The sequence below is a fragment of the Thomasclavelia saccharogumia DSM 17460 genome (assembly GCF_000686665.1).
Taxonomy (GTDB): Bacteria; Bacillota_I; Bacilli_A; order Erysipelotrichales; family Coprobacillaceae; genus Thomasclavelia; species Thomasclavelia saccharogumia.
The window spans coordinates 1-14,719 of the sequence record NZ_JMLH01000070.1 but is presented as its reverse complement, the minus strand read 5'-3'; the positions used below and the strand labels follow the sequence as shown (position 1 = coordinate 14,719).

Below are 14,719 nucleotides of genomic sequence, written 5' to 3'. Positions count from 1 at the left end.
TACCAACGGATTTAAGCAATTTATTAAATTTTGTAGCTGGTAAAATAATTCTTATTTGTTATAAATAAAAGAAACTTTAAATTAATAAAGTTTCTAACTTAGTTCATTTTCAAACATTTTATTATTTGTTATAAAAGTAACTACAAGGATTACAAAAGAAATATCAAAAGGAGTTTTTAAAGTCATAATAGATATAAATAACCCCAAGATAAAACCAAAGATTTGAAAATAAAATGGTTTCATTGAAATATCATTCTCTTTAATTAATTTATATTGATTAATCAAATTATTTAATGTTATATAAAAAGCAATAATTGCAACTAACACATCAATAGAGAAGTTAATTAAATAATTGTTTGTTAATAGTTCTTTTATAAATAATAAAACTATATAACCACACATCGTCTGCCATAATCCCGATATTACATATTTTTCAAGTACTTCCTTCTTTAAATTGTTTTTTCGCATTACTTAGTAACCCGCAATTCATCAACCCCAGCTTCTTCAATATGACTATTAAAGAATTCTTCCATAACTTTGATCATATAATATGTATCTTTGATTCCTGCTGTTTCATATGAAGAATGCATTGCTAATTGTGGTAATCCAATATCAACACAATTCATAGAAACTTGAGCCATAGCTATATTTCCTAACGTACTGCCTCCTAAAGCATCCGAACGATTCGCAAAAAATTGTACTGGCACATTAGCTTTTTTACATAAGCCTTTAAACACTGCTATACTAAGAGCATCACTCGTATATTTTTGTCCCGCATGCGATTTAACTACAACACCTTCATTTAAATATACACAATTATTAACATCTGTTTTTTCAGGATGATTAGGATGAACTGCATGAGCATTATCGGCGCTTAACATAAAACTAGAAGCTAATGCCTGATAAAATTCTTCATCATTTTTCCCTAACGCCTGATTCACACGTTTTAAAATATCGTACAAGAATGTTGAGCCTGCCCCTTGTTTTGTTCCCGAACCTACTTCTTCATTATCAAAACAAGCAAAAACATTAATAGACTGGTCATTGCTTCCTTTTAAAAAGCCTTGTAAAGAAGCATACGCACATTGTAAGTCATCTAATTGTGAACATGAGATAAATTCCTCATTAACACCCCAAATAGATGGTTCCATACGATTATATAGATATAGATCCATCCCATAGATATTTTCATCGGTAACATTTAATTGCTCAGCAATTAAATGTCTTAAATCACCAGATTTGCTATCACTTCCACCAAATAATGGCAGCATATCAATTTGTTTATTATAAGCAAAACCATCATTTACTGCACGATTCATATGAATTGCAACATTAGGAATCATCACTAAATCACGATCGATATTAACAAGTTTCGTAATATAGCTATTACCTTCTTGAATCAACACTCTTCCCGCAATTGATAATGGTCGATCAAACCAGGTAGCACACAACATTCCACCATAACCTTCAGTATTTAACTGTGTATATTTTCCTTTGATTTCAATTTCAGCATTTTCCTTGATTTTAAATGTTGGTGAATCGCTATGTGAAGCAGCTACATTGAAACTATATTTATCTAATTTTGATCCTAAATTAAAAGCAATGATACTTGAATTATTTCTTGATACAAAATATTTTTTACCGGGTTTTATTTCCCAAGCCTGTCCTTCTAATAATTCTTCATAATCATCTTCTTTTAACATTTTTTTCATGTTATCTACAGCGTGAAATGCTGTAGGACTCTGTTTTATAAAAGCCATTAATTCTTGAGATATTTTTTTATCCATCAGCATGTCCTCCTCATTCTTTGCCAATTATAACATATCCTTTAACAGTTTGTTAAAGGATATGTTTATATTAATTTGATTTATTACGTTTTGCCAGTGCTGGCATAATTGCTCCTAAACCAACTAAAATAATTGGTGTAATAATATTCATCGCAATTTCAAAAGGTGTTCCTTTAAACATTCCTAGACCACAACAAACTGCGGTAACCACAAAACACCACCAGCCAAAGAATTTTGCCAATATTTGATTTTTGGTAAAACGATATTCAGCTGGAAATTTATCAATTGCTTTACGTAAAGCGATATAAGCAATAAATACCCATAAATAACGTAGTGGCATACAAACTGAATTTAATTGAGTTAAAAATTTCAAAAATGAAGTAACACTTTTAATTCCCATTGCCGGTACTAAAATCAATGGTGTAACAATGACAACTACCAGCCAGATACCATTTACGTAAGCACCATTTTTGTTTTTCTTCAATAATTTTGAAGGGATAAATTGTCTTGCATCTTCATTATCCAATAACATTCTAAGTGGCGCATCAATAGAAATAACTAATGTTGATAATTGACCAATCATATTGCAAATAGCATAAATAATTAAGAAAGTATTACCAATACCATAATACTCACCTAATTTTTGAAATGACCAATACGCTCCATTTGCTACATATGAATCAAAATTAGCATTAATATCAGCCACATTAAACATCATCCCCATTGATATTGTTCCCAAAATTGCACAAACAATAACCATGATTGCCAGCGTGATCATCCCTTTAGGGAATCCTTTTGAAGGATCTTTGACCTTATTTACATATGGGGAGATTTTTTCACAGCCGCCAACTGCAAAAACTAAAATAGATAATGACGTAAAATACTCTAATCTAAATGATGGAATCAAGTTTTTAAAACTCCAGTCCATTGTTTGATAACCACCATCAGGATTAAGTACTGGGGCTGCTATCATCAAAATAATAAATAAAATTGACATTACAAACATTGATGATCCGGCTAAAGTAGCTAATGATTTTAATGGATTCAAACCTCGTGAAGCTACCCATGCAAAAAATAAAAAGACAACAAGGGTAATGATTTGAACTAATCTTATATCTAATGAATCATAAAATGTTGAATTTTGAAAAAGAACCCAACTTAAAGCTTTTAGTCCTCCAGATGCTTTAGATGCAATATATGGCATATGAACGACCCAATATGTCCACCCTGCATAATATGCAAGTTTTGGTCCCATTGTTTCATGTATCCATGAGCTAACGCCACCACCAGCGTTTTCAAATGCCGACCCTAATTCTCCAACCATTAAAGCATATGGTACAAAATATAGAGCAAACATCATGATCCAGCTAAAAATAACCTGGATACCGTTAAAGTATACAAAACCGTTAACGACATTTCCAAATCCCCATACGGTTGAAAATGCCATAAAGGCTAAATTATACCAAACGATTTTTTTTGATTTTGTCATAAATAACCTCCATAAATCGATAATACTTTTTACAAGAAAATTAAATAGCTTTTTTAAACTGTTTTAATTTAAAAACATTTCCTGCGTTCTCCATTATAACAGACTATTCTAACTTTCCATACATTTTTCTACATCGATCATTAAGCATATATCATTAAAGGTCATCTTCTATAGATTATAAGCATAAAATAAAAATCTTTTACATAAAATGCAAAAGATTTAATCTATCTAAAATCATATTTTCCTTAAATAGCGATACTTCACCCAACCAACTTCTTCACCATAAATAATATAAGCATATATGCCATATACTCCAATTACCTTAACGACATCTCCTTTATTTAACGATATTCGATGATCGATATAATCATCTAAACAATAAAGCTTATCATTTCGATAGTATAAAAATTCATTTTTTATATCTAAAATATTATTTGTATCTAACTGTTTACATTTGGAAAAATCTCTATTTTTTTTCAATAATTCAACTTCAAAATGCGGCCAGGAAATTTTTACTGGTTCTTTAGATGATGTTTTTATATCTACTAAGACTTCATATTGTGGTAAGGGCTGAACATATTCTTTATCAAAACTAAATTTATTTCCATCACCATTTATTATTAATACATTGAGCTGACTAATTGATTTTACTCCAATACCACCATCAATGCTAATGATCTTTTTATCATTATCAATGATAATATTATTGTTGATGGCATTACGATATTGATTAGAAACCGGTAAATGTCCTACTATAACATAATTATTTAAACAATGACCATCACGGTAAAATGTCTGCATTTCAATCATCGAAGTAAGTTTTGAATTCCACCAGTCTTTTCTTTTTTCAATTCCTGCGTGAACAAAAATAAAATCATTAAATTTTAAGGTTGTATAAAGAGTTGCAAAATAATCAAAATAAGGTTGTAAAAACACTTTTATTTTTCTTTGAATCTCTTCAGGCTGATCTGTTTTTATATTTAATGAGAGTTTCTTTATTGCCTGACGAATCATTCCGCCTTTACCAATACGATTCAAGTAATTAATTACTTGTTTAGCTAATTTAGGATTTGAAACCATCTCTTCAACTGCATATTCACAGTTACCAAGTAATACATATACGCGATCACTTTGGCTTTGCAGAGTCATTAAATATTCAATCGTTTCAATTGTTTGGGTACCTTTTTCAACAAAGTCTCCCACAATTATTAAATAATCATCTTGACAATAATGCACTTTCTTTAATAATTGTTTCAACAAATCTAAATGACTATGAATATCACTAATAACAAGACAGCGATATGGTCCTTTTACCACCTTATTAGCATGTTGCACCTTTAACATAATCTCACCTCAAAACTACTATATCATAAACTAACATCATATTATAACAGTTTTATCTTAAATATTTTATATCCCTGAGCTATAATGATTTCAGGAGGTATTTGAAATGTTAAAAGAAATTGAAAAGCGGCAAAGTATTCGAAAATATAAAGATACTGCTGTTGAAAAAGAGAAAATTACCGAAATTTTAAAAGCCGCAATGAATGCTCCAACTGCTAGAAATAGTCAAGAATGGGAATTTAAAGTTATTACTAATAGAACAGCACTAAATAATATGGTCAACCTTTCCTGCTACATGACGATGATGCAAGAAGCCCCATGCGCTATTTTAGTTATAGCTAATCTAGACAAAGCCAAAAATATTGAGTATGGCTTAATCAATTGTGCTGCAGCGATTGAAAATATGTTGATTGAGGCAGTCAATCAAGGTCTTGGCAGCTGCTGGTGTGGGATTGCCCCGGTTGAACAAAGAATTAAAGATTTTAAAAATTACTATCATTTAAAAGAGCATGAATATCCAGTTGGGGTAGTTGCTTTAGGTTATAGTAACGAAGATAGACCATTAATTGACCGTTATGATCCTAAAAAAGTTTCATATTTTGAATAATTATTCTTTTTAAATTAAAAGCCTAATCATTGAAATTAGGCTTTTTAGATATAGAACTACATCTAACATAAGATTATTTATCAATATACTACCCGCTTTAAAATATCATTAACATAAGCAATAAAAATACCATAATTAGTCATTGCAATTCCTTGTGCTTTAGCCCGATCAATTCTTGACATAATATAACGACGATTAAACATACAGCCGCCACAAGTAATAATTAGATCATAATTAGTTAAATCATCCGGAAAATCTGTTCCACTAACAACATCAATATTTATTTGCGGATAACGCTTTTTTAATAATCTAGGAATTTTTACGCGCCCAATATCTTCGCTTAATGGCGCATGACTACAGCACTCAGCAATTAAAATATTAGATTCATTAGATAACTCTTCTAATTTTTTAACACTATCAATATAATATCTTAAATCACCTTTATATCCTGCCATTAAAACTGAAAATGACGTTAATTTACTTTGTTTAGATATATTTTCATCAACATATTTAAATACCTGGGAATCAGTAATAACTAAATCGGGATCTTTATTTAAATTAGCTAAAGCATTTAACATCTGATCAGTAGTAACTGAGATTACTTGGCATTTTTTATCAAGTAATTCCCGCAATACTTGTACCTGTGGTAAAATCAGTCTCCCTTTAGGCGCCTGAATATCTTGAGGCATAACTAATAAAACTAAATCACCACTTTTTACTAAATCGCCAGTAATACTTTCTTTTTCATGATCTGCTGGTAAATTATTGATCAAAGCTTCTTTTAATTCTAAAATTCCCTGCTTGGTAACAGCACTAATTAAAAGCGGTTCTTTTTTTGTGTGCTCAAAAATTGATTTATTTAAATTATCATTGATTCCTTGATCTATTTTACTAATTACCAATATTACAGGAATATGACGATCATTAAAATAATTATACCATGTTAATTCCTGATCGATGTTTTCGTCATTAAAAAGAATAACTGCAATATCTATCTTTTCTCTAGCTTTTTTTGTTTTATCATTTCTTTGTTTACCTAAATCTCCTAAATCATCAAAGCCAGCTGTATCAACTAATAAACATGGTCCCAGTCCATGAATTTCCATAGCTTTATAAACAGGATCAGTAGTCGTTCCAGCTTGACTGGAAACAATTGAAACATCCTGATTTACAAAAGCATTTATTAATGAAGATTTACCACTATTACGTTTACCAAAAAAACCAATATGAAGACGATTTGCGCCAGGGGTTTGATTTAATCCCGCCATAATTAAAACCTAAAATCCCGTTTTCCTTCTTCAATCATCGATAAACGTTCCTGGCAAATTTTTCTGACTTTATCACTGCTAACATTATTTAATTCCTTTTTAATCAATGCTTCTGCTTTAGCTTTGGTATCCTCACTAGCATAATCTTGTAAATATTCTTTTAAAGTCATCAAAGCATTAGGATGACAACAATTAGAGATTTGACCAGACTTACATAACTGCATAAAACGGTCACCAGTTCTTCCTTCGCGATAGCACGCTGTACAAAAACTAGGAATAAATCCTAAAGAACATAACCAGTTAACAACTTCATCCAAGCTGCGATTATCACTAATATCAAATTGGGCTGACGTTACTTCATCTTTCTTTTCTGGTTCAACATATCCCCCAACGCTTGTCTTTGAACCACCGCTGATTTGTGATATTCCTAATTGTAATACACGTTCACGTACTTTCTTAGATTCCCGAGTTGAGATGATCATTCCGGTATATGGTACCGCCATTCTAATAATCATAACAATCTTTTCGAAAATTTCATCACTTATTGCATTACTAAAATCATCTTTATCGATATCGTCAGCTGGACAAATTCTTGGCACACTAATAGTATGTGGTCCAACTCCTTTCGCCGCTTCTAAGTGTTCAGCATGCATCAATAAGCCAACAAAATCATAACGATACATTTCTAAACCAAATAAAACACCAATTCCTACATCATCAATTCCGCCATCCATAGCTCGATCCATTGCTTCCGTATGGTAAGCGTAATCATGTTTTGGTCCGGTTGGATGCAAAGCTTCATAATTTTTCTTATTATAAGTTTCTTGGAAAAGGATATAAGTACCGATTCCTGCTTCTTTTAATTTTCGATAGTTTTCTACTGTTGTTGCGGCAATATTGACATTGACACGACGAATAGCTCCATTTTTATGTTTAATACTATAAATTGTTTTAATACTTTCTAAAACATATTCAATTGGATTATTTATTGGATCTTCTCCAGTTTCTAATGCTAATCGCTTATGTCCCATATCCTGAAGCGCAATTACTTCTTTTTTTATTTCTTCCTGCGTTAGTTTTTTTCTTGCGATATGTTTATTTTTTAAATGATAAGGACAATAAACACAGCCATTTATACAATAATTAGATAAGTATAAAGGTGCAAACATAACAATTCGATTACCATATAATTTTTCTTTGATCATCTTAGCAACTTTTTCCATCTCTTCAATTGCTTCAGGAATCTCACATTCTAATAGCAACATTGCTTCACGATGATTTAATCCTTTACAATCTTTTGCTCTTTCAATCAAAGAAAAAATTAATTCGCGATTATTTTTATTCTCTTTTGCATATTCAATTGTATCTAAAATTTCTTGATCATCAATAAATTCTTCAGCCTTATTTGATTTTACATTATACATATTCCTACTCCTTCTTTTACTCAGGTATTACCCCTTGTAATCAAATTTACAATAATCTCCACGCTGATACACTATTTCATAACCTTCTTTACTTAATGTATCAACCAATTCCTTAAGTCCTTCACTAGCCTCTTGTCCAGAAGATGCTTTATTGTCATACAACAAATATTTTTTCCTAACCTCATATGGTGATAAATTAGGCATAACAACATTACAGCCATGCTTGATTCCCTCAATTCGTCCTTTTGGATCAAGAGTTGCTAAAGCTGTAGTTGAAGGTAAAAGAACATCTTTTGTCATAATTCTAATTAAACTCAATAAAAATAAAGTTAGCTTTAAATCACCATTTTTCAAATCTTTAAATGGTGTATCGTGATGAACCATATATGGCCCAATTCCAACCATTTCTGGCTTAAGCTTTTTAATAAATAACAAATCATTAACTAAATGATCTATTGTTTGATGGTAGCTGCCTACCATGAATCCACATCCGGTTTGAAAACCAATTTCTTTTAAATGATGCAAACATTCAATTCGCTGTTTAAATGACATTTCTTGAGGGTGTAACATATAGTAATGATCTTCATTATATGTTTCATGTCTTAATAAATAACGATTAGCACCTGCATCATAATATTTTTGATAAGTTTCTTTACTTTTTTCACCAAGTGATAGCGTAATTGCACAATCAGGATATAATGTTCTAATTGATTTAATAATATCAACCATTAAATCATCCTGATAATATAAATCTTCCCCACCTTGCAATACAAAAGTCCTAAAGCCAAGTTTATAACCTTCTTTACAGCTAAGCAATATTTCTTCTTTACTTAGTCGATAACGTAAAGCATTTAAATTGCTTTTTCTAAGTCCACAATAATAACAATCATTTTTACAATAGCTGCTAATTTCTATTAAACCTCTAATATATATTTTATTACTAAATATTTGTTTAGTAATTTTTGCAGCTGTTTCTTTAGCATAAGTAAAATCCTCTTGGTTATAAGTAGATAATAATTGCTTAAATTCATCAAAATCTAATTCACCTTCATGATTTAGTTTATCAATCAATTCAATGTTATTCATTTTATACTTTTGAATATAGTGTTTTAACACTAACTCCTTTAATCATTCCAATCTTACCAGTAAGAGCTCCGATAACATCATTAGGACCATCTACAATAACCGAAATAACAGAAACTTTCTTATCTTTATATGGAATTCCCATACGTCCAATAATATATTGACTATACTCATGTAAAAGATTATTAATTTTATTTGCACTTTCTAATTCATAAACAAATACACCAATTATCGCAATCCTACTATCCATCTTGCCTCCTTAAATAAAAAACCATTAGAAAACATACTAATGGTTAAACATAATAAAATATCGTCCACCCTTTGACTTAGAATTATCCTTATCATTAGCTGTAATACATATATTTTATCACACTTTTATTGAAAACGTTATCATTTTACACTTTTTCTTAAAATATTATCTTAGAATATTAATGTTTTTATATATTTCATGTTGATATTAAACTTGTCATCAAGAAAATGACGACTTGCATACTTCTTATATTTCAATACATCTTATGTTGTTATTAAACATGAATATAAATATGAAAATGTTCAACAAGAATATTAATTTCAATACATCTTATGTTGTTATTAAACGACCGGTTGAAACACAATTGAAATTAGTGAAGAAAGAATTTCAATACATCTTATGTTGTTATTAAACTGGATTTCCATTTTTTAACAAAAAAGAGCTAATAGAAATTTCAATACATCTTATGTTGTTATTAAACCTCTTCCTCTTCGTGCATATGGACTTATATGGAAATTTCAATACATCTTATGTTGTTATTAAACGGAATCGTTGGCAAAGTTTGTTAATGATTTAGAAATTTCAATACATCTTATGTTGTTATTAAACATAATTTTTTTTAATAATATATTTTTTTCTTTCGCATTTCAATACATCTTATGTTGTTATTAAACCAATTGCACTTTCAAAATTTTCAGGTCTTTCAATAATTTCAATACATCTTATGTTGTTATTAAACTTTATATTAATTACAGTAGCACCAGAACCAGCAGATATTTCAATACATCTTATGTTGTTATTAAACAGTTCACCAACGTTAAACGTTGTTTTAATTCGATGATTTCAATACATCTTATGTTGTTATTAAACAAATGAATTATTATATTCTTGTAAAGAGAAAAGAGGATTTCAATACATCTTATGTTGTTATTAAACTAGAACCATGGGTAGAAAAAAATGTTTTACCACAGATATTTCAATACATCTTATGTTGTTATTAAACCTAGTAAATTAGCCATTTTTCATTTTCTATTATACCTCAAAACCTATATATATCAACAACTTTCTATTTTTTTACCAGCCAAATTATATTTTTATTAATTTCTTGTTTAAATCTCTTAAACTCTTACTCTACCAACGGATTTAAGCAATTTATTAAATTTTGTAGCTGGTAAAATAATTCTTATTTGTTATAAATAAAAGAAACTTTAAATTAATAAAGTTTCTTAATTACCACCTGGACCATCTTGACGTTCCCTATTATCTGGATAATATTTTGTATTATTATTTGTCCATTGATTATTAACTGCAGTTTTTTGAGTTTCAGTTGATTTAGTTTGTTTTCTGTTTTTCTTCAATATTATCACCCCAATAATAGTTTGTAACAAAAAACATAAATTATTCAAAATTAATATTTTTTAACAAACTCTAAACTTATTTTCCTTACCCTCTTTTGATGCCACAATACTTATAATTGAATGCTCAACCATATCACTTACTGCCTGCTCTGTATAAAAAGCCATATGTGGTGTAAGTAAAACATTTGGCATATCACGCAAAATAGATAATTCATGATTACCTATATTTTCATATTTATAATCATCATAATATAAACCTAATTCATTTTCAATCACATCCAATGCACATGATCCAATTTTACCTTTTTCTAATGCTTCAATCAAATCATTGGTATTTATTACACTGCCTCTTGCTGTATTAATGATAACAACATTATCTTTCATTTTATCAATTGTTTCTTTTCTTACAATATGATATGTATCACTGGTTGCAGGAACATGAAATGTTAAGATATCACTTTTTTCAAATATTTCATCTAATGATACATATTGTGCATATTTCTTTATTTCATCTTTAATAAATGGGTCATAAGCTAAAATCTTACAATCAAAACCACTAAGATTTTTAATAACTTTTTGACCAATAGCACCTGTACCAACCACTCCAACTGTCATATTTTCTAATTCTAAACCTATACTATCTTTTAAAGAATAATCCCAGCCATCCGCTCTTTTCATGATCATCTTCATTTTTCTAAGAGCCATTAACATTGTCATAACTGTGTAATTAGCAACACTAGCAGTTGAATATGTAACATTACTTACTTCCATATCATATTTTTTAGCTGCTTGAAGATCAATATGATCATAGCCAATAGTTCTCGTTGAAATATGTTTTACTCCTAATTGATGCCAACATTTTATAATATCCTCACTTATTGCTGAAGTTATGACACTAACTCCATAACATTCTGATGCTAGAACTGCATTTTCAATATTTGGCGTTTCATAACATTTAACAATTTCAACATTATATTTTTCACTAAATTTTTGAAAATATTTTCCCTCATCAAATTCTCGATAATTATATACTGCTATTTTCATTAATTTTCTCCTTTTACTTCAATGATAATTTAAAAACATGCATATTTTCAAAGCTGATTTATAACTTTTTATCCTACTATTCTGATACAAATCACTTAAAACTCAAACACTTATATTACTTATACTTTCATTTTAAAAAGTAATTTTCTTTTAAACATCTTATTCTAGCTGTATTTAAATACCAACAATTTTTACTAATCAAAATAGTGTTATTTCTAAATTTAAAAATATATTTCTATTTATTGATGTATTAACGATCTTAATTCATCACTGATTAAAACATCTTTTATTTCAATAAAAGATTGCAACACATATAATTTAATCCTCATTTATTTTAATACTTATTTACTAATTTGTATATAATTTTATTCCTTAGGATGATTATATAACCAAAAAGAAAATCGACTAACTGCCGATTTTTCCAGGATTTACATGTATATTACAATGTTTAACGATTGGATAAACTTCCTCAATAACATCATGAGTTTTATGTGCAATCATATGTGCATGCTGAAACGTATCATTACCAGATACTCGAATTTCGATATCAACATATATTTTATTACCAAACATTCTGGTTTTAAAAACATCAATACCTAATATACCATCTTGGTTTTTTATTAAAGTAATTAGCTCATTTTCGAATTCTTCACTACAAGCATGATCGATCATCTTATTGATAGCATCATCAAATATATCATAAGCGACTTTAAAAATACAAAAACAAATTATGATTCCCGCGATGCAATCTAATATATAATAATCACAATAAAAACCAATTACTCCAATCAAACTGCCTATTGATGAAAGAGCATCGCTACGATGATGCCAGGCATCTGCTAATAAAGCATTAGAATTGATTCTATCAGCATTTATTTTAGTATACCAATACATCAGTTCTTTTGAAATAATTGATATCACAGCAATAAATATCGCAAGACTCCCTAAATAAATTTTATGATTACTAGTAAATATATTTTTTATCGCGCTATAGCCAATAATACTCGCTGTTAAAAATAGCATGATTGATAAAATAATTGCCGCTACACATTCAAATCTTTCATGACCATAAGGATGTTCTTTATCGCTTTCCTTGCTTGATAATTTAACCCCAATCATAACGACAATTGTACTTAAAGCATCAGTTGCACTATGAACACCATCAGATACGATTGCATTTGATTTACAAATAAATCCAATTAATATTTTAAAAAAAGATAAAACTAGATTACTAATTAAAGTTATTGTAGATATTTTAAAAACAGTTTTTTTATAATCTTCCATACTCTCACCTATATTATTGTATGAAAAAAATTATCTATTAGTTCTATTTTACTGGATATCTAATAACAGTTTTCAAATTTTCGACTTTTGTTTTTCGTGGGTCACTTAAATATATCTCATGATGTTTTCTTTGCTTGTTAATATCTATTTTTAAATTATTTTCAATAATAAAATCTTGAATCTTTTTAATTGAAACTGCTTCATCATCATAGCTTCCAATATGCATTATTTGAACACATTTTCCTTCATTGATTTCTTCATAGTTTACTTTGTCAAAATTTAAATTTGGTTTTTTAGTTTTTAAAACTTCTTTAGCGTGTTCAAATACATCAATAGTAACAAATTCTGGTAAACGAATCATTGATTTCCAATTAAATTTACTTTTATCACTGATCATTAAATCATCTTTTTGCTCGTCTAACCACCATAAACCTTCAAGCGGTGGTACAACATATTCAAAATAACCGACAATTTTATCATCTGTCATTTTAGACATTTTAATCGTATAAGATATTCCATACAATAACTCTAAAGCTTCTTTGTACTCATTACTAGTATTAGGATCACCTCTACCATCTACAGTAACATATACTATTTTTGGTACATCAATCAACATTGGTTTTCGTTTTGGTAAATATAAATCTTTGTATTCTTTTTTATAATCGATTTTTTTCATTGTACTTCACCTACGATCTTTTCAAATTTTTTTACCGAGAGTATTTCATTAGTAATTAATCTGCCATTATAAAATAAACTATATGTAGTAAAAACAGTTGGTGCTGATTGTGCCATATCTTTATTATTAATATGAATGATTTCGATATCAATTTTATTTTCTTGACAATATTTAGCAATCAAGTCAACATATTTAACTGTAAATGGACATTGATGACTATAAAATAAAACAAAACCTTTTTGCTCTATCATCAATTGTTTAAATTTAAATGATGGTTTACTTACATTTTTATGAAAACTTAAAAACAATAACTCATATTTATCATCAATACAATCAACAACTTCAAAACCATGTTTTAATAAAAATCTTTTATCCATTAAAAAAGCTAACTTTTTCTTTGCTGAAATTATCACTAAACCATCTTTTTGCTTTCTCTTACTATCGTTGATACAGCTTTCCAATAAACATTTTGCATAACCCTGTCCCTGATATTTACCAGCCACCCATAAACAATCTATATACATCAAATTATTACCATTTATTGGAACCCAGGCTTGTTCAACTGGAACATATTCAATGAAACACTTTCCTCTAACATTAATTTTTTTAAAAACCAAGCCGTCTTTAAAGCGCTCTTTTAACCAATTCTTTTTAGTTATTACTTGAATATCTTTACTCGATGAAATCGCACAGCAAATATGTTCCTGATCAATATTGTGTTCATCCACTGTTATTATTTCCATTTAGCTATCTCCTTTCATCAATATTGTACTAAAACGCTACGCGTTAGTTCAATTCTTTCTTTATATTTTCTATATTTTTTTGTTTGCCATCTTTCTTATGATGGCTTTTTTTATTTATAATTTAGTTGTCATTTTATACAGAAAGGACTGATTAACTATGAATACTAAATCTATAAATGACAAAATTGCACAATATCCTATTTTAACCGATGTTAAAAATGAACTTCTTATCAGAAATCTTTCTCAAAGAACTATCATCAACTATATGGATGGTATAGCTCGCTTTTTTGACTTCATTGAATATGATAATGAATTTGAAATCTCTGAAGATCACTTTAGAAACTATCTTCTTCATCTTCATT

At 28.8% G+C, this 14,719-nt stretch carries 15 protein-coding genes and 1 CRISPR repeat array; of the genes, 2 read left to right on the top strand and 13 right to left on the bottom strand.

The window, feature by feature from the left end; all coding sequences use genetic code 11:
- Window positions 1-93: 93 nt before the first annotated feature.
- The 4 genes from BR82_RS0112340 to BR82_RS0112325 all read right to left on the bottom strand — a co-directional run bounded on the left by BR82_RS0112340 (window position 94) and on the right by BR82_RS0112325 (window position 4,620).
- Complete coding sequence (locus tag BR82_RS0112340; RefSeq protein WP_027090442.1) at window positions 94-468, bottom strand: hypothetical protein; 375 nt, start codon at window positions 466-468, stop codon at window positions 94-96.
- Window positions 468-1,787 carry a M18 family aminopeptidase gene (locus tag BR82_RS0112335; RefSeq protein ID WP_027090441.1) on the bottom strand — a complete coding sequence of 440 codons (1,320 nt, stop codon included), beginning with the start codon at window positions 1,785-1,787 and terminating at the stop codon, window positions 468-470. The genes BR82_RS0112340 and BR82_RS0112335 overlap by 1 nt, the downstream gene beginning before the upstream one ends.
- A gap of 70 nt (window positions 1,788-1,857) precedes the next feature.
- Complete coding sequence (locus tag BR82_RS0112330; protein ID WP_027090440.1) at window positions 1,858-3,276, bottom strand: amino acid permease; 1,419 nt, start codon at window positions 3,274-3,276, stop codon at window positions 1,858-1,860.
- Window positions 3,277-3,510: 234 nt separating this feature from the next.
- Window positions 3,511-4,620, bottom strand: a complete 1,110-nt coding sequence (locus tag BR82_RS0112325; RefSeq protein ID WP_027090439.1) for a metallophosphoesterase — start codon at window positions 4,618-4,620, stop codon at window positions 3,511-3,513.
- Window positions 4,621-4,726: 106 nt separating this feature from the next.
- Here BR82_RS0112325 and BR82_RS0112320 point away from each other — a divergent pair, with 106 nt between their 5' ends.
- Window positions 4,727-5,227: a nitroreductase family protein gene (locus BR82_RS0112320; protein ID WP_027090438.1), complete on the top strand. Its 501-nt coding sequence runs from the start codon at window positions 4,727-4,729 to the stop codon at window positions 5,225-5,227.
- A gap of 80 nt (window positions 5,228-5,307) precedes the next feature.
- On the opposite strand, the gene hydF is transcribed toward BR82_RS0112320, so the two are convergent.
- From hydF to BR82_RS0112275, 9 genes are all read right to left on the bottom strand, one after another.
- Window positions 5,308-6,495, bottom strand: coding sequence for a [FeFe] hydrogenase H-cluster maturation GTPase HydF (hydF, locus tag BR82_RS0112315; RefSeq protein WP_027090437.1), 1,188 nt, complete (start codon window positions 6,493-6,495; stop codon window positions 5,308-5,310).
- Between the two features lie 2 nt (window positions 6,496-6,497).
- The gene (gene hydG, locus BR82_RS0112310) at window positions 6,498-7,919 is read right to left on the bottom strand and encodes a [FeFe] hydrogenase H-cluster radical SAM maturase HydG (protein ID WP_027090436.1); all 1,422 of its coding nucleotides are present in this window, start codon (window positions 7,917-7,919) and stop codon (window positions 6,498-6,500) included.
- 27 nt (window positions 7,920-7,946) lie between these two features.
- Window positions 7,947-9,005, bottom strand: coding sequence for a [FeFe] hydrogenase H-cluster radical SAM maturase HydE (hydE, locus tag BR82_RS0112305; protein ID WP_024722421.1), 1,059 nt, complete (start codon window positions 9,003-9,005; stop codon window positions 7,947-7,949).
- A 1-nt stretch (window position 9,006) separates the two neighbouring features.
- The gene (locus BR82_RS0112300) at window positions 9,007-9,252 is read right to left on the bottom strand and encodes a TM1266 family iron-only hydrogenase system putative regulator (protein ID WP_024722420.1); all 246 of its coding nucleotides are present in this window, start codon (window positions 9,250-9,252) and stop codon (window positions 9,007-9,009) included.
- Window positions 9,253-9,502: 250 nt separating this feature from the next.
- Window positions 9,503-10,255: direct repeats of the CRISPR family, unit length 30 nt; unit sequence ATTTCAATACATCTTATGTTGTTATTAAAC.
- A 223-nt stretch (window positions 10,256-10,478) separates the two neighbouring features.
- A complete protein-coding gene (locus BR82_RS17840) occupies window positions 10,479-10,610 on the bottom strand; it encodes a hypothetical protein (protein ID WP_261794291.1) in 132 nt (43 codons plus the stop codon).
- Between the two features lie 60 nt (window positions 10,611-10,670).
- Window positions 10,671-11,654, bottom strand: coding sequence for a D-isomer specific 2-hydroxyacid dehydrogenase family protein (locus BR82_RS0112290; protein ID WP_027090435.1), 984 nt, complete (start codon window positions 11,652-11,654; stop codon window positions 10,671-10,673).
- Between the two features lie 405 nt (window positions 11,655-12,059).
- Window positions 12,060-12,938 carry a cation diffusion facilitator family transporter gene (locus BR82_RS0112285; RefSeq protein WP_027090434.1) on the bottom strand — a complete coding sequence of 293 codons (879 nt, stop codon included), beginning with the start codon at window positions 12,936-12,938 and terminating at the stop codon, window positions 12,060-12,062.
- 43 nt (window positions 12,939-12,981) lie between these two features.
- Window positions 12,982-13,614, bottom strand: coding sequence for a GyrI-like domain-containing protein (locus BR82_RS0112280; RefSeq protein ID WP_027090433.1), 633 nt, complete (start codon window positions 13,612-13,614; stop codon window positions 12,982-12,984).
- Window positions 13,611-14,357: a GNAT family N-acetyltransferase gene (locus tag BR82_RS0112275; protein ID WP_027090432.1), complete on the bottom strand. Its 747-nt coding sequence runs from the start codon at window positions 14,355-14,357 to the stop codon at window positions 13,611-13,613. The genes BR82_RS0112280 and BR82_RS0112275 overlap by 4 nt, the downstream gene beginning before the upstream one ends.
- 157 nt (window positions 14,358-14,514) lie before the next feature.
- Here BR82_RS0112275 and BR82_RS15840 point away from each other — a divergent pair.
- Window positions 14,515-14,719: phage integrase N-terminal SAM-like domain-containing protein (locus BR82_RS15840; protein ID WP_034864998.1), on the top strand; the 205-nt coding region annotated here is incomplete at its 3' end.

Excerpts from the sequence above, each read along its gene's own strand:
- hydF (WP_027090437.1), bottom strand. The coding sequence starts at position 6,495 with ATGGCGGGATTAAATCAAACCCCTGGCGCAAATCGTCTTCATATTGGT.
- BR82_RS0112290 (WP_027090435.1), bottom strand. The coding sequence starts at position 11,654 with ATGAAAATAGCAGTATATAATTATCGAGAATTTGATGAGGGAAAATAT.
- BR82_RS0112275 (WP_027090432.1), bottom strand. The coding sequence starts at position 14,357 with ATGGAAATAATAACAGTGGATGAACACAATATTGATCAGGAACATATT.
- BR82_RS0112340 (WP_027090442.1), bottom strand. The coding sequence starts at position 468 with ATGCGAAAAAACAATTTAAAGAAGGAAGTACTTGAAAAATATGTAATA.
- BR82_RS0112320 (WP_027090438.1), top strand. The coding sequence starts at position 4,727 with ATGTTAAAAGAAATTGAAAAGCGGCAAAGTATTCGAAAATATAAAGAT.
- BR82_RS0112280 (WP_027090433.1), bottom strand. The coding sequence starts at position 13,614 with ATGAAAAAAATCGATTATAAAAAAGAATACAAAGATTTATATTTACCA.
- BR82_RS0112325 (WP_027090439.1), bottom strand. The coding sequence starts at position 4,620 with ATGTTAAAGGTGCAACATGCTAATAAGGTGGTAAAAGGACCATATCGC.
- BR82_RS0112300 (WP_024722420.1), bottom strand. The coding sequence starts at position 9,252 with ATGGATAGTAGGATTGCGATAATTGGTGTATTTGTTTATGAATTAGAA.
- hydG (WP_027090436.1), bottom strand. The coding sequence starts at position 7,919 with ATGTATAATGTAAAATCAAATAAGGCTGAAGAATTTATTGATGATCAA.
- hydE (WP_024722421.1), bottom strand. The coding sequence starts at position 9,005 with ATGAATAACATTGAATTGATTGATAAACTAAATCATGAAGGTGAATTA.
- BR82_RS0112330 (WP_027090440.1), bottom strand. The coding sequence starts at position 3,276 with ATGACAAAATCAAAAAAAATCGTTTGGTATAATTTAGCCTTTATGGCA.
- BR82_RS0112335 (WP_027090441.1), bottom strand. The coding sequence starts at position 1,787 with ATGGATAAAAAAATATCTCAAGAATTAATGGCTTTTATAAAACAGAGT.
- BR82_RS0112285 (WP_027090434.1), bottom strand. The coding sequence starts at position 12,938 with ATGGAAGATTATAAAAAAACTGTTTTTAAAATATCTACAATAACTTTA.